Source organism: Pseudomonas sp. (assembly GCF_049653025.1).
Classification (GTDB): domain Bacteria; phylum Pseudomonadota; class Gammaproteobacteria; order Pseudomonadales; family Pseudomonadaceae; genus Aquipseudomonas.
In genome coordinates this window covers 422,031-443,751 of sequence record NZ_JBASFM010000006.1, presented here as the reverse complement: position 1 = coordinate 443,751, position 21,721 = coordinate 422,031, and the positions used below count along the sequence as shown (strand labels likewise).

Annotated in this window: 19 protein-coding genes; 8 read left to right on the top strand and 11 right to left on the bottom strand. The window is 63.3% G+C overall.

Going from position 1 to position 21,721, the window contains the following annotated elements:
* Positions 1-6: 6 nt before the first annotated feature.
* Genes phnE through WBK23_RS05095 form a run of 4 tightly spaced genes read right to left on the bottom strand, consistent with a single transcriptional unit; the run spans position 7 to position 3,258 of the window.
* Entirely contained in the window at positions 7-789 is a 783-nt protein-coding gene (gene phnE / locus WBK23_RS05110) for a phosphonate ABC transporter, permease protein PhnE (protein WP_424482890.1), read from the bottom strand.
* A complete protein-coding gene (locus WBK23_RS05105; RefSeq protein WP_424482889.1) occupies positions 786-1,613 on the bottom strand; it encodes a PhnE/PtxC family ABC transporter permease in 828 nt (275 codons plus the stop codon). Before WBK23_RS05105 ends, phnE begins: the two co-directional genes overlap by 4 nt.
* The gene (locus WBK23_RS05100) at positions 1,607-2,410 is read right to left on the bottom strand and encodes a phosphonate ABC transporter ATP-binding protein (protein WP_424482888.1); all 804 of its coding nucleotides are present in this window, start codon (positions 2,408-2,410) and stop codon (positions 1,607-1,609) included. Before WBK23_RS05100 ends, WBK23_RS05105 begins: the two co-directional genes overlap by 7 nt.
* Entirely contained in the window at positions 2,407-3,258 is an 852-nt protein-coding gene (locus WBK23_RS05095) for a putative selenate ABC transporter substrate-binding protein (protein ID WP_424482887.1), read from the bottom strand. The genes WBK23_RS05100 and WBK23_RS05095 overlap by 4 nt, the downstream gene beginning before the upstream one ends.
* 182 nt (positions 3,259-3,440) lie before the next feature.
* On the opposite strand from WBK23_RS05095, the gene WBK23_RS05090 reads away from it, so the two are divergent.
* Both WBK23_RS05090 and WBK23_RS05085 read left to right on the top strand, forming a co-directional pair.
* Positions 3,441-4,361, top strand: coding sequence for an NAD(P)-dependent oxidoreductase (locus WBK23_RS05090; protein WP_424482886.1), 921 nt, complete (start codon positions 3,441-3,443; stop codon positions 4,359-4,361).
* A complete protein-coding gene (locus WBK23_RS05085; protein ID WP_424482885.1) occupies positions 4,358-5,146 on the top strand; it encodes a hydroxypyruvate isomerase family protein in 789 nt (262 codons plus the stop codon). Before WBK23_RS05090 ends, WBK23_RS05085 begins: the two co-directional genes overlap by 4 nt.
* A 51-nt stretch (positions 5,147-5,197) precedes the next feature.
* On the opposite strand, the gene WBK23_RS05080 is transcribed toward WBK23_RS05085, so the two are convergent.
* Positions 5,198-7,411, bottom strand: coding sequence for a hypothetical protein (locus tag WBK23_RS05080; protein WP_424482884.1), 2,214 nt, complete (start codon positions 7,409-7,411; stop codon positions 5,198-5,200).
* Positions 7,412-7,720: 309 nt separating this feature from the next.
* Between WBK23_RS05080 and WBK23_RS05075 the strand changes: the two genes are divergently transcribed.
* Both WBK23_RS05075 and WBK23_RS05070 read left to right on the top strand, forming a co-directional pair.
* Positions 7,721-9,049, top strand: coding sequence for a spinster family MFS transporter (locus WBK23_RS05075; RefSeq protein WP_424482883.1), 1,329 nt, complete (start codon positions 7,721-7,723; stop codon positions 9,047-9,049).
* 110 nt (positions 9,050-9,159) lie between these two features.
* Positions 9,160-11,118 carry an HD domain-containing phosphohydrolase gene (locus tag WBK23_RS05070; protein ID WP_424482882.1) on the top strand — a complete coding sequence of 653 codons (1,959 nt, stop codon included), beginning with the start codon at positions 9,160-9,162 and terminating at the stop codon, positions 11,116-11,118.
* Positions 11,119-11,322: 204 nt separating this feature from the next.
* Here WBK23_RS05070 and WBK23_RS05065 read toward each other — a convergent pair whose 3' ends face one another.
* From WBK23_RS05065 to rapA, 4 genes are all read right to left on the bottom strand, one after another.
* Positions 11,323-12,210, bottom strand: coding sequence for a M48 family metalloprotease (locus tag WBK23_RS05065; RefSeq protein WP_424482881.1), 888 nt, complete (start codon positions 12,208-12,210; stop codon positions 11,323-11,325).
* Positions 12,211-12,233: 23 nt separating this feature from the next.
* On the bottom strand, positions 12,234-12,734 hold the full coding sequence (locus WBK23_RS05060) for an SH3 domain-containing protein (RefSeq protein WP_424482880.1): 501 nt from the start codon (positions 12,732-12,734) through the stop codon (positions 12,234-12,236).
* Positions 12,727-14,574 (bottom strand): CHASE2 domain-containing protein, encoded by a 1,848-nt coding sequence (locus WBK23_RS05055; RefSeq protein ID WP_424482879.1) that lies wholly within the window; start codon positions 14,572-14,574, stop codon positions 12,727-12,729. The genes WBK23_RS05060 and WBK23_RS05055 overlap by 8 nt, the downstream gene beginning before the upstream one ends.
* Positions 14,575-14,666: 92 nt before the next feature.
* Positions 14,667-17,510, bottom strand: a complete 2,844-nt coding sequence (rapA, locus tag WBK23_RS05050; protein ID WP_424482878.1) for an RNA polymerase-associated protein RapA — start codon at positions 17,508-17,510, stop codon at positions 14,667-14,669.
* 172 nt (positions 17,511-17,682) lie between these two features.
* Here rapA and WBK23_RS05045 point away from each other — a divergent pair, with 172 nt between their 5' ends.
* The 4 genes from WBK23_RS05045 to ccoM all read left to right on the top strand — a co-directional run bounded on the left by WBK23_RS05045 (position 17,683) and on the right by ccoM (position 19,026).
* Positions 17,683-17,982, top strand: a complete 300-nt coding sequence (locus tag WBK23_RS05045; protein WP_424482877.1) for an aspartate-semialdehyde dehydrogenase — start codon at positions 17,683-17,685, stop codon at positions 17,980-17,982.
* A gap of 11 nt (positions 17,983-17,993) precedes the next feature.
* The gene (locus WBK23_RS05040) at positions 17,994-18,596 is read left to right on the top strand and encodes an alpha-ketoglutarate-dependent dioxygenase AlkB family protein (protein WP_424483290.1); all 603 of its coding nucleotides are present in this window, start codon (positions 17,994-17,996) and stop codon (positions 18,594-18,596) included.
* Positions 18,593-18,754, top strand: coding sequence for a hypothetical protein (locus tag WBK23_RS05035; RefSeq protein ID WP_424482876.1), 162 nt, complete (start codon positions 18,593-18,595; stop codon positions 18,752-18,754). Before WBK23_RS05040 ends, WBK23_RS05035 begins: the two co-directional genes overlap by 4 nt.
* A 155-nt stretch (positions 18,755-18,909) precedes the next feature.
* Positions 18,910-19,026: a cytochrome c oxidase subunit CcoM gene (ccoM, locus tag WBK23_RS05030; protein ID WP_424482875.1), complete on the top strand. Its 117-nt coding sequence runs from the start codon at positions 18,910-18,912 to the stop codon at positions 19,024-19,026.
* Between the two features lie 148 nt (positions 19,027-19,174).
* Here ccoM and glpD read toward each other — a convergent pair whose 3' ends face one another.
* Complete coding sequence (gene glpD / locus WBK23_RS05025) at positions 19,175-20,716, bottom strand: glycerol-3-phosphate dehydrogenase (RefSeq protein ID WP_424482874.1); 1,542 nt, start codon at positions 20,714-20,716, stop codon at positions 19,175-19,177.
* Positions 20,717-20,928: 212 nt separating this feature from the next.
* A complete protein-coding gene (locus tag WBK23_RS05020) occupies positions 20,929-21,687 on the bottom strand; it encodes a DeoR family transcriptional regulator (RefSeq protein WP_424482873.1) in 759 nt (252 codons plus the stop codon).
* Positions 21,688-21,721: the final 34 nt, after the last annotated feature.

Genomic DNA, 21,721 nt, shown 5'->3' with positions numbered 1-21,721 from the left:
GCTGGGTCAGGCGCTAACCCAGCGCTGGCGCGCCCAGCCGCTCAAGGCATCGACCAGCAGCACCAGCAGCAACATCGCCAGAATCACCGTGGCCGCTTGCGCTTCCCGGAACAGGCTGAGATTGAAATACAACATCTGCCCCAGCCCGCCGGCACCGACGAAACCCAGCACGCTGGCCATGCGGATATTGTTTTCCCAACGGTACAGCGTATAGGCGATCAGCTGTGGCCAGACCGCCGGCAGGGTGCCGTAACAGAAGGCCGCGACCTGGCCGCCACCGCTCAGACGAATCGCCTCAGCCGGTTGTTTCGGGGTGTTTTCCAGTGCCTCGGCAAACAAGCGACCGAGCACGCCACTGGTGTGCAGCGCCAGGGCCAGGGTGCCGGCATTCGGTCCCAGACCTGCGGCTAGCACCACCAGCGCCGCCCACACCAATTCCGGGATCGCGCGCAGGGCATTCAACAGCAAGCGGGAACCGCTCAAGGCCAGCCAGCCAAAGCGTCCGGCGGCCGGTAACGCCAGCGCCAGGCCGAGCAGCGCCGCCAGCAGGGTGCCGATGGCCGACATCGCCAGGGTTTCCAGTGCGCCACGGGCAATGCCGCTCAGGTGTGCGGTGGAGAAGTCCGGGCGCAGGAAATTGCTGGCATAGCGCGCCATCTGACTAGGGCTGTCGCCACGCAGCAGCGCAGTGAGATCAATCCCTAAATAGATAAAAGAGCCGCCAACCGCCGCCAGCAGGCCCAGCAGCAGGGCGTAATTGAGCAGTCGCGAGGGGCGTGATGGCGTCATAGCAGCCTCGTGCGCAGCAGGCGGCTGAGTTGGTCGGCGAGCAGCACCAGGGCCAGGAATGTCAGCAGCATGCTGGCCACTTCGCCGCCGGCGAACATGCGCATCGACAGGTCGATTTGCTGGCCCAGGCCGCCCGCACCGACGAAGCCCATCACCACCGAGGCGCGGATCGCGCATTCCCAGCGGTATACCGTGTAGGAGAGCATTTCGGCGGCTGAATTCGGCAGCACGCCATAGGCGAATGCCGCCAGGCGCGGGCTGCCGGCCAGCAGCAGGGCGCGGCTGGGGCGTGGGTCGACCGATTCGAAGATTTCCGCATAGACCTTGCCGAGCATGCCGCTGTAGGTGATGGCGATGGCCAGCACCCCGGCGGTCGGGCCCAGACCCACGGCGCGCACGAACAGCAGCGCCCAGACGATCTCCGGCACGCTGCGCAACACGATCAGCAAACCGCGCACCGGCCAGCGTAACGCCTGCGCCCACCAGGCTGGACGGCCATGGCGGTGCAGCGCAGACAGCGACAGCGCGCGACTGGCGAGCAGGGCGGCCGGCACGGCCAGTAGCAGCGCCAGGGCCATGCCGGCGGTGGCAATCGCCAGGGTTTCCAGGGTGGCGCGGCCCAGTAGTTGGAGGAACTCGGCGTCATGGGCCAGCGGCCAGAAGTCGGCTAGAAAGCGCCCCATATTGGCGGCATTGTCGCGCTCGGCCAGCACTGCAAGATTCAGCTCGCTCAGGTGCAGGCCCGGCCATAACAGCAGTAGCGCCAGGATGGTTAGCGTCAGGCGTGGTAATGCAGCGGGGTCACGCAGCGCAGGTTTCAGCATCGCGGAATCTGTACGCTCGCCTGCGTTGTTGATTCAGGGGCTGGCAACACCTGCAATTGTTCGTTGGCATACAGCGCATCGAGCTGCGCGGGGCTGATCGTGGCGGGCGGCTGATCGAAGACGATGCGCCCTTCGCGTACGCCAATCACCCGGGGGAAATGCGTCAGGGCCAGGTCAACCGCATGCAGGCTGGCCAGCAGGGTCATGCCGCGGCGGCTGGCTTCTTCATTGAGTACGCTGAGGGTGTGTCCGGCCAGTACTGGGTCCATGGCCGAGACCGGCTCATCGGCAAGGATCAGCTCAGGCGCCTGGTACAGCACCCGGGCGATGCCGACGCGTTGCAGCTGGCCGCCGGACAACTGGTCGCAGCGCTCGAACAGTTTGTCCGCCAGGTCCAGCCGCGCCAGCGCCGCTGCGGCGCCGGACATGTCCACCGGATGCAGCAGGTTGAGCAGGCTTTTTACCAGCGACCATTGCCCCAGTTTGCCGGCCAGCACCGCCGTCACCACACGCTGGCGCGGTGGCAGCGGTGGTGCCTGATGAATCAGGCCGATGCGCGCACGCAGGTGCTGGCGTTGCCGCGCACTGAGTTGCCAGGGCTGTTGCTCAAGCAGGCTGACCTGGCCCGCAGTGGGGCGCAGGTTGCTGGCGAGCAGGCGCAGCAAACTGGTTTTACCCGCGCCCGAGGGGCCGATGATGGCCACGCGTTCGCCGCTGCTGACCTGTAGATCGATGCCGCTGAGCGCAACCTGACCGTTGGCGTGGGTCAGACCCACGCCATTAAGGCTGACACTCACTGCAACAGGCCGGCCGCGTTGGCTGCTTCCTCGATGCCTTTATAGTTCTCGGCCTTGGTGGGGATAAAGCGGCTGGCGGCCTGCAGGTCGAGAATCGCCTTGTGCTCAGGTTTGGCCGGGTCGAGGGCGAGGAACGCCGCCTGGATCTTGTCGCGCAGAGCCGCATCGAGACTGCCGCGCACGGTCCAGTTGTAGTCGAAGTAGGGCGGGGTGGTGGCGATGACCTTGACCTTGCTGGTGTCGACCTTGCCGGCGGCGACCAGTTTTTCCCAAACCGAGGCGTTGAGTACGCCGCCATCGGCCTTGCCGGCCTGGACCCAGGCGGCGGTGGCGTCATGCGCGCCGGAATAGGCGATACGGCTGAAGAAGTCTTCCGGCTTGATGCCATCTTGCAGCATGAAATAGCGCGGCATCAGGCTGCCGGAAGTGGACGACACCGAGCCGAAGGCGAAGGTCTTGCCCTTGAGGTCTTGCAGCGATTTCACTGCCGGGTCGGCGCTGATGAACTTGCTGGTGAACTTTTCATCTTCGGCGCGCTGTACCAGCGGAATGGCATTGCCGGTTTTCAGGCGGGTCTGCACGAAGGTGAAACCGCCCAGCCAGGCCATGTCGATCCGGTCGGCGGCAATTGCCTCGACCACGGCGGCGTAGTCGGCCACCGGGACGAACTCCACCTGCATGCCCAGTTGCTGTTCCAGGTAGGCCCCTAGCGGCTTGAACTTGCGCAGCAGTTCGGTAGGCGCTTCATCAGGAATGGCCGAGACCCGTAGGGTGTCGGCGGCGTTGGCGAGCACGGCGGTAAGGCTCAGGGCAACGCCAAAGGCGGCGGCCAGGGTACGTTTCAACATGGGGGTTCTCCGGTTCAATAGCGGGGAAAGCCGGCGGAGTATAGAGCCATTGCCTGGCGCGGGCATGTACAAGCTGGCTTTGGCCTGTGTCGCCGTGGCCCAGCGCGTGCGTCAACCTGCTGCGCTGCGCGCAGGCGTGCCTACGTTAAGATAGCGACCATCACTGCATCGGAGTCTGTTTTATGTCCACACCGCTTCCCGCCCTGGCGTTTGCCGGCATTGGCCTGATGGGGCTGCCCATGACCCAGAGGCTGCTGGCCGCAGGGTATCCGCTGACTGTCTGGAATCGCTCGCCAGATAAATGTGCACTGCTACAGGCGCAAGGGGCGGCGCGGGTCGACAACCCGGCCGAGCTCTGTGCTGCCGCCGATATGCTGATGCTGTGCCTGGCTAATACCGAGGTGGTGCGCGAGGTGGTGTTTGGCCCTGGTGGGATTGTTGAAACGGCCAAGCCTGGGCAGTTGCTGGTGGATTTTTCCAGCCTGGAGCCGGCGGCCACCCGCGAGATGGCCGCTGAGCTGGAAGCGCGCACGGGCATGCGCTGGATGGACGCACCAGTCTCCGGCGGTACCCCGGGTGCGCTCAATGGCACGCTGGCGATCATGGCCGGTGGCCGGGTTGAGGATGTCGAGCGCGCGCGGCCGGTGCTCGCTCACCTGGGCCAGCGCCTGACGCGCATGGGCGAGGTTGGCGCGGGCCAGGTGACCAAGGTATGCAACCAGATGATCGTTGCCTGCAACGCCCTGGTGATCGCCGAAGTGGTGGCCCTGGCGGAGCAGGCGGGGGTCGATGCCAGCCTGATCGCGCCGGCGCTGGCCGGTGGTTTTGCCGACTCCAAGCCGTTGCAGATTCTCGCGCCGCAAATGGCCGAGAGCCAGTTCGAGCCGGTCAAGTGGCATGTGCGCACCCTGCTCAAGGACCTGGATACCGCGGTCAAGTTATCCCGCGAGATCGGCAGCGCCACGCCGCTCAGTGGCCTGGCTGCGCAGTTGATGCGCCTGCATGGCAGCCAGGGCAACCTGGAATGCGATCCGGCGACCCTGGTGCAGCTGTACCGCGAGCCGCAGCAGCAATATCCACAACATCAAGAACCACGGCCATGAAGATCGCCGCCAACCTGTCGCTGCTGTTTACCGAATTACCGCTGCGCGAACGGGTGGTGGCTGCGGCCGCTGCCGGCTTCGATGGTGTGGAAATCCAGTTTCCCTATGAGTTGCCGGCGATTGCCCTGAAAGAGGCGCTGGATGCTGCCGGTATGCCGCTGCGGCTTATCAATCTGCCTGCCGGTGATTTGATGAGCGGCGGGGCTGGTTTGGCCGCGGTGCCGGCGCGTCAGGCCGAGTTCGATACGGCGCTGCAGGAGGCGCTGAGCTACGCCGCCATGGTCCGACCGGCCAAGGTCAATGTGCTAGCGGGGCGTTTGGCCAAGGGGCTGAGCCGCGAGCAGGCACTGGCCTGCCTGGTCGAAAATCTGCGCAAGACCGCCGAGGCATTCCAGCTGTTGGGCATTGGCGTGCTGGTGGAGGCGATCAATCCGCTGGATATGCCGGGTTTTCTGATCAACACCCCGGCGCAGCTGGATGCACTGCTCAAGGTCGTAGCCCACCCCAATCTGGCTGTGCAGTACGACCTTTACCATATGGCGCGTCAGGGCCTGGATATACCGGCCGGTATCGCCTTGCTGGCAGGAAGTATCGGCCACGTGCAGTTTGCCGATTGTCCCGGGCGTGGTGCGCCGGGCACTGGTGAAGTGCAATTCGCGCCGTTACTGACGGCTCTGCGTGACAGTGGTTATCAGGGCTGGCTGGCGGCCGAGTATCGACCGGGAGAGGCGGGTACCCAAGCCAGCCTTGGCTGGCTTGGGGAGTGGCGCAGGATGTTTGCTTAACGCTATGCCTCTTGCCCGCAGCAGGCTGCTGCGGGCAACAAACGCTGCGGCTTAGTCCTGCGGGTCTTCGTGGTACTTGTTGAGCGAGATAACACGGGTTTTGCCGATGCGGTGACGGTAGATTTCGCGCAGGTACTTGATGGCTTTCTTCACGCTGTCGCGTGACAGGCGGATGTCGTTGATCGAGACGAACTTGTCCTGATCGTGGATCAGCTCGCGGTACTTCTTCTCGTACATCGGCTTGATCGCGTACCAGTTGGTGTCGAGGATCTTCGCCGGATTCTCGTACTCGTTGAGCATGGCATCGACGCGCACCTCGTCGAACTCATCGCTCATGATGAAATCGAGAATGGCGTTGTCCAGGCTCTCATCGAAGCGGTGCGGGTCGCGGGCGAAGCAGCGCTTGATAAAGGCCACGATCAGGGTCAGGAAGTCGTCCGACAGGCACGGGCTCTTGGCGATCAGGGTGGTCAGCGACAGGTTAGCCGAGGCGCCGATTACCAGCGCATAGCGCTTCAGCGTGGTGTTGGGGAACAGGCTGTTGAGGTGGGTCTTGAGCCGGTTCAGGTCCATATAGGACAGTTTGTAGTCTTTCGGCAGCGAGACGATCGACACCACCGAGGAGCAGTTCTTGAAGAAGTGCAGGTCGCTGAGTTTGGCGGCGTTGTAGTCGGACTTCTTGTACTCATCCAGCGCTTCGCGGTAACGCTTGGACTCGATCGGCAGCAGGCTGATGCCCTCAATGGCCTGGGTCACTTTGTTGAAGTGCGGCAGGTCGATGGAGCGGAAGAACAGGTCGTCGATATTCAGGCGCGGCGGCTCTTTATCCAGCACGCGGAATTTATCCAGCGCAGCGGCGCTCTGCTCCGGCACCACCGATTCGGCGTAGGCCACCGCAACCGGGCCGGCCAGGCTCATAAACAGGTCGTTAGCATCCAGGCGGATGGTTTCGCCGATGTCGATGCCGGCGCGGCGGAAGTAGTTCTGGTCGTAGTCGGTGGTCACCGCCTGGGCGGTGAGGATGTTGAAGATCTGCTGCGAGATGTACTGGTTGGCGTGACGCTCCATGGCGTTGACGTCGATGTTCTGGATGTTGCCGTCATCGCTTTCTTCGGCGTAACGCATGATGTCGTTGGAGATCAGCATCATCGCGTTCCACGGGCGGATGCGGCGCATCACGCTGGCTTCGCTGTTCTCTTCGTTGTCGAAGTTGTAGGAAAAGTCCCACTCCTCGGCGAGGTACTTGCACAGCAGGCGACCGGCGTTGATATGCAGGGCCTCGGACATCTCGCTGCGCTGGTCGGAGATGTTCGGCAGGATGCAGATGCCGCTGGTGAAGATCGGCTCGAAGACGAAGCTGTGGTCGCGGTTCTCCGGGGTTTCATCGAAGTTCTTGGTGTCGAAGGTCTTGCTCATGTAGGCGAACTGCTGGGCCAGGCCGAATTCCGAAGCCATGCCCGAGCCGGTGCCGCCGCCGGCGCTGAAGATGTAGAAGTACAGGCGCGACTGGTTGGCCTTGATCCCGCAGGAGTCGATCAAATAGCTGTGAATAAACTTCCAGTCTTCGTTGGTGAAGCGCTGGGTGTCCTTGTTGAGGATGATCTTGGCCAGGTACTGACCGAGGATCGGCGCGTTACCGGCGCCGCCCGCATGCACCTCGGAGAGGTCCATGATTTTCATCTTGCTGTAGTCGCTGAGGAAGCCGCTGGTTTCGCCTTTGCGTGAGAAGCGGATGCGCCCCTCGATGTCCTTGTCCAGGTCGCCGAGCATCACCAGCGGCTCGATCAGGAACACCGGCTTGCTGTCTTTGCTCGGCGCGCGCAGCAGGTTGCTGCGAATCCAGCGCGTGGGGCGGAAATCCTGCTCGGTAACGGCTTTTTCTTCGTTGTTGAATTCGCTGAGGTAGAACTGCCGCGCGTTGTAGACCAGCGAGGCGACATCCAGGGCGATGTTCGAGCCGCAGCGGCCGAGGCCGATCAGGCACACCGAGGGGAAGTGCTGAACCCGGCGTTCGCTGTCGTCATCCTGCGGCGCGGGTGGAAATACCAGGCTGCGCAGGCCGTCGAGGTTATCGAGGATGCGGTCGATATCGCGCTCGGTGAAATACATGTACTGCTCGCCGCTGCTATCGAGCCGCGCGGGCGCTAGCAGGGGGGCATGCGGTACAAGGGGCAGTGCTTCAAGTGGGGCGAGCAGGGTGTCGGCCAGATCAGCCAGGGTGGCTTCGGTCACGGATGGGGTCACAGCGTCTTTTTTTGTTTTCATTGGGAGACAGTCCGACGGCTAACGAGGTTGGAGAGGCAAATGGCCACGATTCGCTCAACAGGCTTGTTTGTAGCATGAAAAATAGAAAATCTCGCGGTCTGGCACGGTTTTACTGAGGCACATCCGGAGTTTTTCTTAGAGGCTTTGTGACGTGCGTGCTTGCCGCGGCACCGATTACCCGGCATACACGCTACAAATAGTCACAGACAGTCTAGATGCGAGGCTCTAGATTGCACCTTGCAAGTGCCTGGCAGGATGCCTTCACCTGCGGTATCCCGTGTCGATAACAACAATTAAGAGATGGATTCCATGCAGCAGTCCCAGCAAGCGGAGAATGCCTGGCGCATTCTGTTTCTGCTTTTTCTTGCCAACCTGTTCAACTTCTTCGACCGCACCATTCCGGCCATCATCATCGAGCCGATCCGCCTGGAATGGGACCTCAGCGACTTGCAGCTGGGCCTGGTCGGCACCGCCTTCACCCTCGTCTATGCCATCGCCGGCGTACCGCTGGGGCGTATGGCCGATACCGGCGCACGGCGCAAGATCATGGGATGGGGCCTGGCGGCCTGGAGCGGGCTGACCGCGGTTAACGGTATGGCCTGGAACTTCTGGAGTTTCCTGCTGATTCGTATGGGCGTTGGCATCGGTGAGGCGAGTTACGCGCCGGCGGCCAACTCGCTGATTGGCGACCTGTTCCCGGCACACAAGCGTGCGCGCGCCATGGGCATCTTTATGCTGGGGCTGCCGATTGGCCTGCTGCTGGCGTTCTTCACCATCGGTGCGATGGTCAAGGCCTTCGACAGCTGGCGCGCGCCGTTCTTTATCGCGGCGGTTCCGGGCTTGTTGTTGGCGTTGTTTATGTTCTTTATCAAGGAGCCTGCGCGCGGCGCGGCCGAGGCCGTCAAGGCGCAGACCACGCCGGTGGAAAAACCACTGCGCAAGGTCCTCGCGGTGCGTACCTTCTGGTGGCTGGTACTAGCAGGCCTGTCCTTCAACTTCGCCACTTACGCCTGCAACTCGTTCATGGTGCCGATGCTGCAGCGCTACTTCCTCTTGCCGCTAGAGCAGGCCGCCATGGCCACCGGGGTGATGGTCGGCTTGACCGGCCTGGTCGGCCTGACCCTGGGCGGCTGGCTGGCGGACAAGATCCACCAGCGCTGGCAGACCGGGCGCCTGCTGTTTGCCGCCCTGAGCATGCTGATCGCCTCGCTTGCCACGGGCTACGCCTTGCTTGCCGGGCGCATCGAAATCGCGGTGTTTGTGGCGCTGTTCAGCCTCGGCTGGTTGTTTGCCTACAACTTCTACACCTGCGTTTACACCGCTATTCAGGATGTGATCGAGCCGCGCCTGCGCGCCACCGCCATGGCGCTGTTCTTCGCCGGGCTGTACCTGCTCGGCGGCGGCCTTGGCCCATTGGCGGTGGGCATGCTGTCGGATCACTACTCGCAGGCGGCGATGCTCGCGGCCGGGGCCAGTGAAATGAATGAAACCTTCAAGGCCGTGGGCCTGCACAACGCCATGTACCTGATCCCAGTGGCCTTGATGCTGACCATGCTGGCGCTGCTGCAAGCCTCGCGCTGCTTTGTTACCGATGCTGTCACCATGCAGCAGGGCATGCAGCTACAGCCCGCCAGCTGAGCCGTTGCCGCGGGCCGTCGGGCATGCGCCGGACGGCCGGGTAGGGCTGCAAAGCTTGTGCAATACTCAGTCGCATCCCGTCTACGCAACAGCGACTGAGGACAGCCACCATGGGCACTTCCCGCCTTGTGTTGGGCCACAGCAATACGCTTGGCGAACATCCCCTGTGCCAGGTCCTAGGGCAGTGCCCGGTGAGCCTGCAGGTTGTCGACGACCCGCAGGCCCTGCCGGCAGAGCTGGCGCTGTTGCTGCTGGATGAAACCCTGCTGGCGCTCAGGCCGCTGGAATACTGGTTGGAGAGCGGGGCGATCCTGCTCGGTTGCCTGGACCAGTCCGGCGTATTGCCGCTGCCGGCGCGCGCCAGTGTCGAGGAGTTGTCTGCCCTGCTGCGCTTTGCCGGCGAGCAGCACAGCCTGCGGCACAAGACGGCGCAGCTGACCGCCGCCCTGGCGGGCAAGCATGATGACCTGAGCAAGCTGGTGGATGTCGGCCTGGCGCTGTCGGCTGAGCGCGACCTCGATCGCCTGCTGGAAAAAATCCTGATCGAAGGCCGGCGGCTGTCCAACAGCGACGCCGCTTCGTTGTTTCTGATTGGCCGGCGGCCGGACGCGCCACCGCAGCTGATCTTCAAGCTGACGCAGAATGGCACCCTCAGCCAGAACAGCTTTCAGGACCAGCGCATGCCGCTGAGCAAGGCCTCGATTGCCGGTTATGTGGCGCTGACCAGCACCGAGCTGAATCTTGAAGACGTGTATGCGATTGCCGCCGATGCGCCCTATCGCTTCAACCGCTCCTTCGACCTGCAGATGGGCTACCGCACCCTGTCGATCCTGGCGATCCCGATGCTCAACCACCGCCATGAAGTGGTCGGCGTGCTGGAATTTATCAATCGCCAACGCAAGGGCTGCGATGCCTTTAATCCCGAGCTAATCGCCTTCGACGAAGAGATTGCGGTGTCGTTGCGCGCGCTGGCCAGCCAGGCGGCGGTGGCGATCGAGAATCGTCAGTTGCTGGATGACATCAGCCGGCTGTTCGACGGCTTCGTCAAGGCCTCGGTGTTCGCCATCGAGCGGCGTGATCCGACCACCAGCGGTCATTCCTTCCGGGTGGCCGAATTGTGCCTGGCCCTGGCCAACCAGCTGCCGCAGGCCCCGAGTGACAAGCTACGCGCCCAGGCGCTGAGCAGCGACGGGCTGCGCGAGCTGCGCTACGCCGCCTTGCTGCACGATTTCGGCAAGGTCGGGGTGCGTGAGCACGTGCTGGTCAAGGCCAAGAAGCTGGCCGAACCGGTGCTGGAAAACCTGCGCTACCGGGTTGCCCTGGCCCAGGAAAACCTGCGCAACCAGACCCTGCGCAAGATGCTCCACGCCTACCGTCATCAGGCTGGGCTAAGCGAAGAGCGGCGGCTGCAACTGGAGGCGGAGTTGGCCTATGAGTGCGAACGGCTGGAGCGCTACCTGAACAACATCGTCCAGGCCAACGAGCCGAGCATGCTCAGTGAAGGGGATTTCCAGCACCTGCAGGAAGTCCAGGGCGAGCTGGTCAAGGCCCCCGGCAATTGCCTGATCAGCCTGCTCAGCGAAGGCGAGTTCGGTGCCCTGGCGATCCGCAAAGGCAGCCTGACCACCGCCGAGCGTGAAGAAATCGAGCGCCATGTGGTGCACACCCAGGAGTTTCTCAGCCTGATTCCCTGGACCCCGGACCTGCAGGGCGTGCCGCATATCGCCGGGGCGCACCATGAAAAGCTCGATGGCAGTGGTTACCCCAAGGGCCTGGTCGGCGATGCGATTCCCTGCGCGTCGCGGATCATGACTGTCTGCGACATCTACGATGCCCTGACCGCGGCGGATCGTCCCTACAAGCCGGCCATGCCACTGGACCGCGCGCTGGATATCCTCAAGAGCGAGGCACAAAGCGGTTTGCTCGATGCCGAGCTGGTGCAGTTGTTTATCGCCAGTCGCTGCTTCCAGGTCACCGGTGCGCCGGGCTCGCACGGTGCTTCGCCGTTCAGCCACCACGTCTGCGATTACGAACCGTCCTGTACTCGCGAACAGCCGCATACGCATTAAGAAGCTGCTTACGATCTGCTGCGCGTTGGCCAGCCGGCGTTAGAAACAGCCTCGGAAAGCCGCCTGTGGCTAACGCGCTTCAGCGCGGCCCGAGGGGCGAGTGAAACGAGTAGTGCTCATTTACAGCCAGTAAACTGCGCCTCCTCGGCTGTTTCTGCCTTGTCTGGCTCTAGCTCGCGAGATCGTAAACAGCTTCTGAAAGCCCTAGCGGTTGGCCCCGAGGGCCTGGCGATAGCGGGCGTCGAGGCTTTGCGTCGGGCCGCTGGCCTGCTTATCGATATACAGATAAACCGGTTCCAGGCGTTGCAGGCGGTCATCGATACCCGGATGCATCTTGAGGAAGCTGCTTAGCGCCGTGTCCTGACGAGTGGTGCCCAGGGTCTGTAGCACCCCGGCCAGGCCATAGGGGTCGTAGCCGGCGCGGGTGGCGATCACCGCGCCCATAGCGTCGGCTTCGTACTCATCGCCACGGTCCAGGCCGCGGCTGTAGAGGTCGCTGACGCTGCGGGTGAAGCGGTCGGTCAACTCGCCGGCCTGGCTGCCGCCCTTGTCGGCCGCGCCGGCCTGTACCGCCAGGGTGGCGAGGTCGCTCAGCAGTCCGGTTTGCGCCTGCTGCTGGATCGCCTTGAGGTGATGTTGCTGCACCACATGGGCCACTTCATGGGCCAATACGCCAGCCAGTTCAGCCTCGCTGTTCATCCGCGTGAGCATCCCGCTGGTGATAAAGATGTAGCCCGCCGGTGCGGCATACGCGGCCACCTGATGGCTGTCGAGCACGACAAAGCGCCATTGCAGATCAGGCCGTTCGCTGTGCTGGGCGACCCACAGGCCGACACGGTTGACGTAAGTCTGCAGCGCCGGGTTGTTCAGTACGGCGGCTTTGCTCAGCAGGATAGTGGCGGTGTTCTGCCCGATTACCTGCTCTTCATCGGCGCTTTTCTGGCCCATCTCGGTCAGGTGCTGGCCGGCGCTGGCCAGCTTGCCCAGGTCCACGCCTTGAATCTGCATGCCTTCCAGGCCTTGGCAGGCGCTGAGGCTGAGCAGCAGGCCGAGTAGGCTGGCGTGCTTGAGCGATACGGCGACTTTTCGCATGGCAATATCCTCCCGGTGGTGGATTAGCGGGCGTAGGGCAGGGACTGGCTGCGCAAGCCGCCCTGTTGGGCAAAGCTGCGGGCCTGGCTCGGGCTGGCGGCGAAGGCGTCCAGGCTCTGCACGGTGGCCGAGGTGTTGGCGCTGCCGCTGCGCAACTCTTCGTCGCTGATGCCGCGGATACCGGTGGCCACGCCGCTGGCGGGGGAGGACTGGCTGCCAAGCTTGAGCAGGCTGCCGAGGTCACTGCGGCCGGCCTGGGCATCCTTGGCGAAGCGCAGGCTGAGCAGTGGCACCCAGCCGCGCTGGCCACTTGCGGTTTGCACCTGATACCAGCCGCCCTGGCGTTCGAGCACCTGCACCTGCGCTTGCTTGCTGACCTGGCCGACGCTGGCGGCGCTGGCGCTGGGTTCGGCGTGCAGAACGCTGTCCTGCAGGGTGTGCGCCTGACGCAGCTCGGCCAGGCTGCTGACGCTGTACAGACCGAACAGCAGCACGGCAATGGCGCTGCAAAGGCTTCTATTCATCACGTCTCCTTCTGGGTTCGAACAGGCTGACCGCTTCGGCGCGGCCTTTGACCTGGTGATCGCCCTGGGGCACGAAGTCCAGTGGCAGGCTGCAGGCATCGCGTGTGGCGGCGGAAACCAGCAGGTGGGCGCGGCCCTTGGTCAGCCCCTCGATGCGGCTGGCCAGGTTCACCGTGTCGCCAATTGCAGTGTAGTCATAGCGCTGTTTCGCGCCGACCAGGCCGACGACCGCTGGTCCCGTGTGCAGGCCGATGCCGATATCGAAGTCTGGGCAGTTGTAGTCGCGGCGAAAGGCCTCGAGGTTATCCAGCATTTCCAGGGCCGCGAGAATGGCCTGGTCGGCCTGCTGTGGGTTGTCCAGCGGTGCGCCCCAGAAGGCCATGATGGCGTCGCCGATAAACTTGTCGAGGGTCGCCTGGTGCTTGAACAGCACCTCCACCTGGCTGCTGAAATAGCCTTCGAGCAGGCGCACGATTTCCGTCGGGGTGTGTTGCTCGGACAAGGTGGTGAAGTTGCGGATATCGGAGAACAACACCGTCAGCTGGCATTCCTTGCTCGCCAGCAGGGCCTCGGGGTCGTCGCGCGACACCAGCTGGTTGACCACTACCGGGTCCATAAAGCGGCTGAACAGGCGAATGGTGTCCTGCAACTGCTGGCGCCGACGCAGGTAGAACAGTGCCAGCGCGGCGGCGAGCAGCAGCCATAGGCTGATCAGCCCCGGCAATACACCGAGCAGCAGGCCGTGCAGGGCCAGGGCGTAGCTGCCGGCGAGCAGCGCCAGGCTGCCAAACAGGCTGAGGGCGAACGCGGCGGGCAGTTGCTCGCGCAGCAGCAGGGCAATCAGCCCCAGCAACAGCAGCAAGGGGCCGAGCAGTTCGATCCAGACATTGGCCTCGCGCAGCTGGCTGCTGTTGAGCAGGTTGTCGATCGCGGTCATCAGGATAAAAGGGGCCGGATACAGCGTATCCAGCGGTGTCGGACGCAGGTCGTGGAGGCCGGAAGCGGTGGTGCCGATAACGATGATCTTGTCCTTGAACAGCTCGGCTGCCAGCGGCTCGCCTTGATTGCGCGCCGCCGCCAGTACGGCGGCGTAGGGCAGGCGCGGGTAGGGCAGGCGACTGCTGCTGGGCCAGTCGAGCAGCAAGTTGGCTTGTTGCGGCAGCGTACCGGTGAGGTCATGAACGATGCGCGCCGGCAGGCTGGGCAGCCGCCAGTCGGCAAAGCTGCGGTACAGCTCGTAGCGCCGGCCGATGCCATCCGGGTCGGGGCGAAAGTTGATGCTGCCCAAGCGCCATAGTTCGCTGGCAAACGCCTTGGGTAACAGCAGCAAGCCGCGTTGCTCAGCCGCGCCGCGTTGCCCTGGTGCATCCCAGGTTTGTGGCGGGTAGTCGCGCAACAAGGGTGGCTGGCTGCCTTCTTCCGGTTGCTGGGCCAGGGCGGCCAGGTAAACGTTAGGACTGCGTTGCAGCACCTCGGCAAAGTAGCTGTCGGCGTCCGGGTTGAACTGGTCCGGCTCGCTGAACAGGATGTCGAAGGCCACCGCCTTGGGTTGTTGGCTGAGCAGGTACTCCAGCAGCTCGGCATGCAGCGAGCGTGGCCACGGCCATTTGCCGGCCTCGGTAGCCAGCACTTGCAGGCTTAGGTCGTCGATATCGATCAGCAGCAGGCGTGGATCGGGTGTCTGTTCCGCCGCGCGTTGGCGGATCAGCCAGTCCAGATGGGCATTGTTCAGCCCGTTGAGCGCGGGCCACAGGTGCAGCAGCGGCAGTGCCAGCAGGGCGGCCAGGCAGAGTGCCCAGAGCCCTTGGCGAAACAGGCGCGATGCGGGACGTGCAGGCACAGGGTGGGCCCCTCGATGGCAGCAGAGTCGGCGGTTATGCCACTGACTCTAGCAGCTCGGCGAGGGGCTCAAGGCCTGCGCGTAATTGGCGGTTAGCCGGCGACCAGTACCCGTATCGCTTCCAGGCGCAGAGCCGCTTTGTTGAGCATCTCCAGGCCTTGTTCGCGCTGCTGGCGCAGGGCGTTGAGTTCGCTGTCACGCACGCTTGGGTTGACCGCTTGCAGGGCGATCAGGCGCGCCAGCTCCTCGTCGGTGTCGGCGGCCAGGCGGCGTTTGGCTTCATCGACGCGGGTGCTGTGGCGCTCGGCGACCTTGCCTTCGCCGGCGTTGATCAGTGGGTTGAGGCTGTCACGTTGGGCCTGGACGAACTTGTTGGCGCTGGCGCGCGGCACGGTTTCCAGCTGCTCGTTGAGTTTCTCGAACGAGACCTTGCTGGCCAGGTCGTTGCCGTTGGCATCGAGCAGGCAGCGCAGGGCGATCGGCGGCAGGTAACGGCCCAGTTGCAGGGCGCGCGGCGCTACCACTTCACTGACGTAGAGCAGTTCAAGCAGCACGGTGCCGGGTTTCAGCGCCTTGTTCTTGATCAGCGCGACGCCGGTGTTGCCCATCGAACCGGAGCGCACCAGGTCCATGCCGCCTTGCACCATGGGGTGTTCCCAGGTGAGGAACTGCATGTCCTCGCGGGCCAGGGCCTGGTTGCGGTCATAGGTGATGGTCACACCTTCGTCGTCTCCGAGCGGGAAGCTGGCGTCCAGCATCTTCTCGCTGGGGCGCAGGATCAGAGCGTTTTCCGAATGGTCTTCGCTGTCGATGCCGAACGCGTCGAACAGCTGCTCCATATAAATCGGCAGGGCGAACTGGTCGTCCTGCTCATGGATCGCCTCGACCAGCGCTTCGCCTTCACCAGCACCGCCGGAATTGAGCTCCAGCAGGCGGTCACGGCCGGCATGCAGCTCGCTTTCCAGGCGCAGGCGTTCGGTTTTGGCTTCGTCGACCAGAGCCTGCCATTCGCCATCGTCACCGCTTTCCAGCAGGGGCAACAGGCGGCTGCCGAACTGGTGCTGCAAGGCGTTGCCGGTTGGGCAGGTGGCGAGGAAGGAATTCAGCGCCTGGTGATACCACTGGAACAGCCGTTCCTGCGGGCTGTTTTCCAGGTACGGCACGTGCAGCTGGATACGGTGCTTCTGGCCGATACGGTCGAGGCGGCCGATACGTTGCTCGAGCAGGTCCGGGTGGGCCGGCAGGTCGAACAAGACCAGATGATGGGAGAACTGGAAGTTGCGACCTTCCGAGCCGATTTCCGAACAGATCAGCACCTGGGCACCGAACTCTTCGTCGGCGAAATAGGCCGCCGCGCGGTCGCGCTCAAGGATGCTCATGCCTTCGTGGAACACGGTGGCCGGGATGCCCTTGCGCACGCGCAGGGCGTCTTCCAGGTCCATGGCAGTTTCGGCGTGGGCGCAGATCACCAGGACCTTGAACTTCTTGAGCATCTTCAGGGTGTCGATCAGCCACTCGACGCGCGGGTCGAATTTCCACCAGCGCTGCTCGTCATCGACATCCGCCTGCGCCTGGTAGCTGACCTCCGGGTAGAGGTCGGCGTGCTCGCCGAGCGGCAGCTCCATATATTCATCGGGGCTGGCCAGCGGGTAGGGGTGCAGCTCGCGATCCGGGAAACCCTGCACGGCGGCGCGGGTGTTACGGAACAGCAGGCGACCGGTGCCATGGCGATCGAGCAGCTCGCGCACCAGGCGCGCCGAGGCTTCGCTGTCGCCGTCGTTGACTGCGGCCAGCAGGGCTTCACCGCCGGCACCGAGGAAATCGTGGATGGTCTTGTGCGCGGCAGCGGACAGGCGGCCCTGCTCGAGCAGTTCCTGCACGGCCTCGGCGATGGGCTTGTAGTTGGCACTTTCGGCGCGGAAGGCTTGCAGGTCGTGGAAACGTGCCGGATCGAGCAGGCGCAGGCGGGCGAAGTGGCTGTCCTGGCCAAGTTGTTCCGGGGTGGCGGTCAGCAGCAGCACACCGGGGATCACCCGGGCCAGCTGTTCGACTAGCGCATATTCCGGGCTGGCGTGTTCCGGGTGCCAGACCAGGTGATGCGCCTCATCGACCACCAGCAGGTCCCAGCCTGCTGCAAACAGTGCGTCCTGGGCTTTTTCGTCGTCGCATAGCCATTCCAGGGCAACCAGGGCCAGCTGGCAGTCTTCGAAGGGGTTGCTGGCGTCGCTTTCGATAAAGCGCTCTTCATCGAACAGCGCGACATCCAGGTTGAAGCGCCGACGCATTTCCACCAGCCACTGGTGCTGGAGGTTTTCCGGCACCAGGATCAGCACACGGTTGGCGCGCCCGCAGAGCAGTTGGCGATGGATCACCAAGCCGGCTTCGATGGTTTTGCCCAAGCCTACTTCGTCGGCCAGCAATACGCGCGGGGCGATGCGGTCAGCGACTTCGCGGGCGATATGCAGCTGGTGCGCAATCGGTTGCGCCCGCACGCCGCCCAGGCCCCAGAGCGTGGATTGCAACTGGCGGCTGGTGTAGTCGAGGGTTTGGTAGCGCAGGGCGAACCAGGGCAGCGGGTCGATCTGCCCGGCAAACAGGCGGTCGCTGGCCAGGCGGAACTGGATAAAGTTCGACAGCTGGGTTTCCGGCAAGGTGACGCTTTCATGCTGGGCATTGAGGCCGTGATAGACCAGTAGGCCGTCGACGTCGTCGACTTCCTGTACGGTCAGCTTCCAGCCTTCGAAATGGGTGATTTCATCGCCTGGAGAGAAGCGTACGCGGGTCAACGGCGCATTGCGCAGGGCGTACTGGCGAGTTTCGCCGGTGGCCGGGTAGAGCACGGTGAGCATGCGGCCGTCTTGTATCAGAACGGTTCCCAAGCCCAGCTCTGCTTCGCTGTCACTGATCCAGCGTTGCCCCGGTTCATACTGCGCCATGCTTGTCTCCCGCGTGAAAAAGCCGACTATGGTAACGGAACCCTGGGTTCAGGCCCAAGGCGAATCCTGGGTATTGGGCACTTTGTGTGGTTAGGTAGATCAAAAGTGTAGCGAGGCGACGCTCAAGTCGCGGCTTGGCTGGCCGACAGTCTGACCAAAGGAGGGCCAATAGATGCTGCCGCCGATTCCCCACAGCCTGGTTCCCGTCACCGTCCAGCAGGACGTGATAAAACCGCGCCCGGAAATCCCGCCGGTGAGCGCCACGGCTGAAAGCGCCAAGGAAAGTGGCGTGAGCCTGGACAAGCGCCACCCGCAGGAAGCCGAGGCGCTGCTGCGTGAAGAGCAGCGCCGGCGTCAGCGGCGGCGCGGTTATACCGCCGAGGAGCTGGCCGAAGGCGAAGTGGCCGCGGCCGATGCGGCGGTGATCGAGGAGTTGCCGCGCCAGGGCTTGTGGGTGGATGTGGAAGTTTGAGCCTGTTACCCGTGGGTCTATTTGCTGATAGCCCCTTGCAGTTGCCCAACGCCGACTTGCAGCTGCATGCGCAGTGGCTGGATGTGGCAACCGCTGATCGCTGGTTGGCCGAACTGAGCGCGCAGACGCCCTGGCAGCAGCCGCAGGTGCAGATTTACGGCAGGCAATTGCCGGTGCCGCGCCTTGTGGCCTGGTATGGCGATGCCGAGGCCAGTTACCGTTATTCAGGCTTAACTCATCAACCGCTGCCCTGGACGCCGCTGCTGGCCGAGATTCGTGCGCAGGTGGAGCAGGCGGTGGGGCGGCCGCTGAATGGTGTATTGCTTAACTATTACCGTGATGGTCAGGATTCCATGGGCTGGCACAGCGACGATGAGGCCGAGCTGGGCGCTAATCCGCTGATCGCCTCGCTGAACCTGGGCGGCACTCGACGCTTCGACTTGCGGCGCAAGGGGCAGAGCCGTATCGAACACTCGCTGGAGCTCAATCATGGTTCGCTGCTGGTCATGCGCGGGTCAACCCAGCATTATTGGCAACACCAAGTGGCGAAGACGCGCAGCCCCTGTGCGCCTCGTTTGAACCTGACCTTTCGGTTGATTAAGCCAAGCCCATGAGCAATGACGACAAGCTGATTGATTTCACCGCCGAGCGCGACAAGCGCATTCATGACCTGCGCGACAAGAAACTCAATGAGCTGCGCGACGCCTTCGAGCAGGCGCTGCCGTTGGCCAAGAGCAAGAAAAAGCCCAAGGGCAAACCGAAAAAACCGTGAAGTTACAGCGCGCCAGGCTGATTGATTGATCTGGATCAGCTAAGCGCCGCCTCAGCTGGCCAGCGCCTGCCAGGTGTTGATCTGGATCAATAGCGCCCCTGCCGCCCTTGTTACCTTGAAGCCATACCCACACAGGCTTCAAGCAGGAGGCAACCATGTTTATCGATGTCGTAGTTCTCGCCGGTATCGGCACCGTCGGTTTGATGGTCGCCTTCTTCGTCGGTGTCGGTTATTTCATCTGGCAGGATTCGCACAAGCGTAAGCAGAGCTGATTCTGTTCGAAGGGGCACGCAAGGCAACTTGGGCGACTTAGGTCGCCCTTTTTTATGGCCTGCCATCCATGGCGGCCACCCTCCGGGCCGTCGCTACGCGACGTTAAAAATGATTCCCGATCATTTTTTATGTCTGCGATTCATATGTTTACGCCGCGTGAGCATCTTCCGGGCTGCGTGGCGATTCGATGCGCAGGTAGCTGTCGAGTTTGGCCTGTTGCGAGGGCGTCATAAACAGCCCGAGCTTGCTGCGCCGCCAGAGGATGTCTTCGGCCTGTACGGCCCATTCTTCCTGGCACAGGTAATCCACTTCGCGGGTGTACAGCCCGCCACCCAGGTGCTCACCCATGTCGCTGAGGTTGCTCACACCCTTGAGCATCACCCAGCTGCGGCTGCCATAACTACTGGCCCAGCGCCGCGCGAGTGAAGTGGGTAGCCAACCAAAGCGCGCGCACAGCGCCTCGATCAAGGCACTCTGGCTTTCAAGCTGTTCGGCCCCTGGCAGCAGGCTGCTGGCGGTCCAGCTCGGGCCCATCTTGGGAAAGAAGGGCGCCAGTTGCGCCAGCGCGGCTTCGGCCAGCTTGCGGTAGGTGGTCAGCTTGCCGCCGAACACTGACAGCAGTGGCGCTTCGCCAGGATGGCCAGACAGCGACAAGGTGTAGTCGCGGGTTACGGCCGAGGGGTCGTCCGACTCGTCGTCACACAGTGGCCGTACCCCGGCGTAGGTGTGCAGGATGTCGCTACGGCTCACTTGCTGTTTGAAATGGGCGTTGACCACATTCAGCAAGTAGTCGGTTTCTTCTTCGCTGATCGTCACCTTGGCCGGGTCGCCCTGGTATTCGCGGTCGGTGGTGCCGATCAGGGTGAAGCGCTCCTGATAGGGGATGGCGAAAACGATACGGCGATCTTCGTTTTGCAGGATATAGGCCTGTTCACCTTCGAACAGGCGCGGCACGACGATATGGCTGCCCTGGATCAGGCGGATGCCGTAGGGCGACTCCTGCTTCAGGTCCTCGCGAATAAAGCGCGCCACCCAGGGGCCGGCGGCATTCACCAGGGCGCGGGCGCGAATCGAGAACAGGCTGCCATCGGCGCGCTCCAGATGGATATGCCACAGGCCTTTGCTGCGCCGCGCGCTGACGCAACGGGTGCGGCTGTGGATATGCGCGCCTTGTTCGCGGGCGGCCATGGCGTTGAGCACCACCAGGCGGGCGTCATCGACCCAGCAGTCGGAGTATTCGAAACCGCGGCTGATCTCGCTTTGCAGCGGGCTGCCAGCACCGAAACGCAGGCTGCGTGAGCCGCCGAGTTGCTCGCGTTTGCCCAGATGGTCATAGAGGAACAGCCCCGCGCGGATCATCCAGGCCGGGCGCAGGTGTGGGCGGTGCGGCAGGATAAAGCGCAGCGGCCGGACTATATGCGGGGCCTTGCGCAGCAGCACTTCGCGCTCCGCCAGCGCCTCGCGTACCAGGCGAAACTCGTAGTGCTCCAGGTAGCGCAGGCCGCCGTGGATCAGCTTGCTGCTGGCGGAGGAGGTGTGTTGCGCCAGGTCGTCCTTTTCGCAAAGGAACACGCCCAGGCCACGCCCGGCGGCATCGGCGGCAATCCCCACGCCATTGATGCCGCCGCCGATTACGGCCAGGTCATACACTTCGGCGAGTGGAGTGTTGTTGGTAGGGCGAGTAGGCATAAAGGCACCAGAAAGTCGGTATTGAACGTTTCAATGTTCACTTTCGAAAATATGCTAGTCGAAGATGTAGCGCTTCGCCACCCCGCAATGCGCTTTCACGCCCAGTGGTTATCGGCTTAAGAATCTGTTTTGGATCTCGCGAGCGAGAACGAGGCCATCTCTAATGCCGCATTACCGACATGCAGCCGATACGGAGGCAGGCTATGGGCGGGTTACACCAGGTCGAGCTGCACCTTATGCTCGGCCAGCAGACGGCTGATCGCCGCGGAGGGCGCGGCGTCGGTAAATACCCGGTCGACCAGGGCGATCGAACCCAGGCGTACCACGGCATTGCGGCCGAACTTGCTGGAGTCGACGGCCAGAAAGACCTTGCGCGCATTGTCGATAATGGCTTGCGAGACCCGTACTTCCTGGTAATCGAAGTCGAGCAGGCTGCCGTCTTCATCGATGCCGCTGATGCCGACCAAGGCGAAGTCGACCTTGAACTGCTGGATAAAATCCACCGCCGCCTGGCCCACCACGCCGCCGTCGCTGCGTACGGTGCCGCCGGCGAGCAACACCTCGAAATCGGCCTTGGCGCTCAGTTGAGTGGCCACGTGCAGGTTGTTGGTGATGATCTTCAAACCCTTGTGGCCCAGCAGTTCACGGGCAATCGCCTCGGTGGTGGTGCCGATGTTGATAAACAGCGAAGCATGGTCAGGAATTTGTGCGGCGATGGCGGCGGCGATGCGCTGTTTCTCATCGCGCATCTGCCCGGCGCGCATGCTGTAGGCAGTGTTCTGCGTGCTTGAGCTTTCACTGGCTGCGCCGCCGTGGGTACGCCGTAGCAGGCCCAGTTCGGCCAGCTGGTTGATGTCGCGGCGAATGGTCTGCGGAGTCACCGCAAACGCCTGGGCCAACTCGTCGATGCTGACGTAGCCGCGTTCGCGGGCAAGTTCGAGAATGTCGTGTTGGCGGGGCGGCAGGGTCATGAAAGCTCCTCGGAAGTGCGCGGCATTATAGACA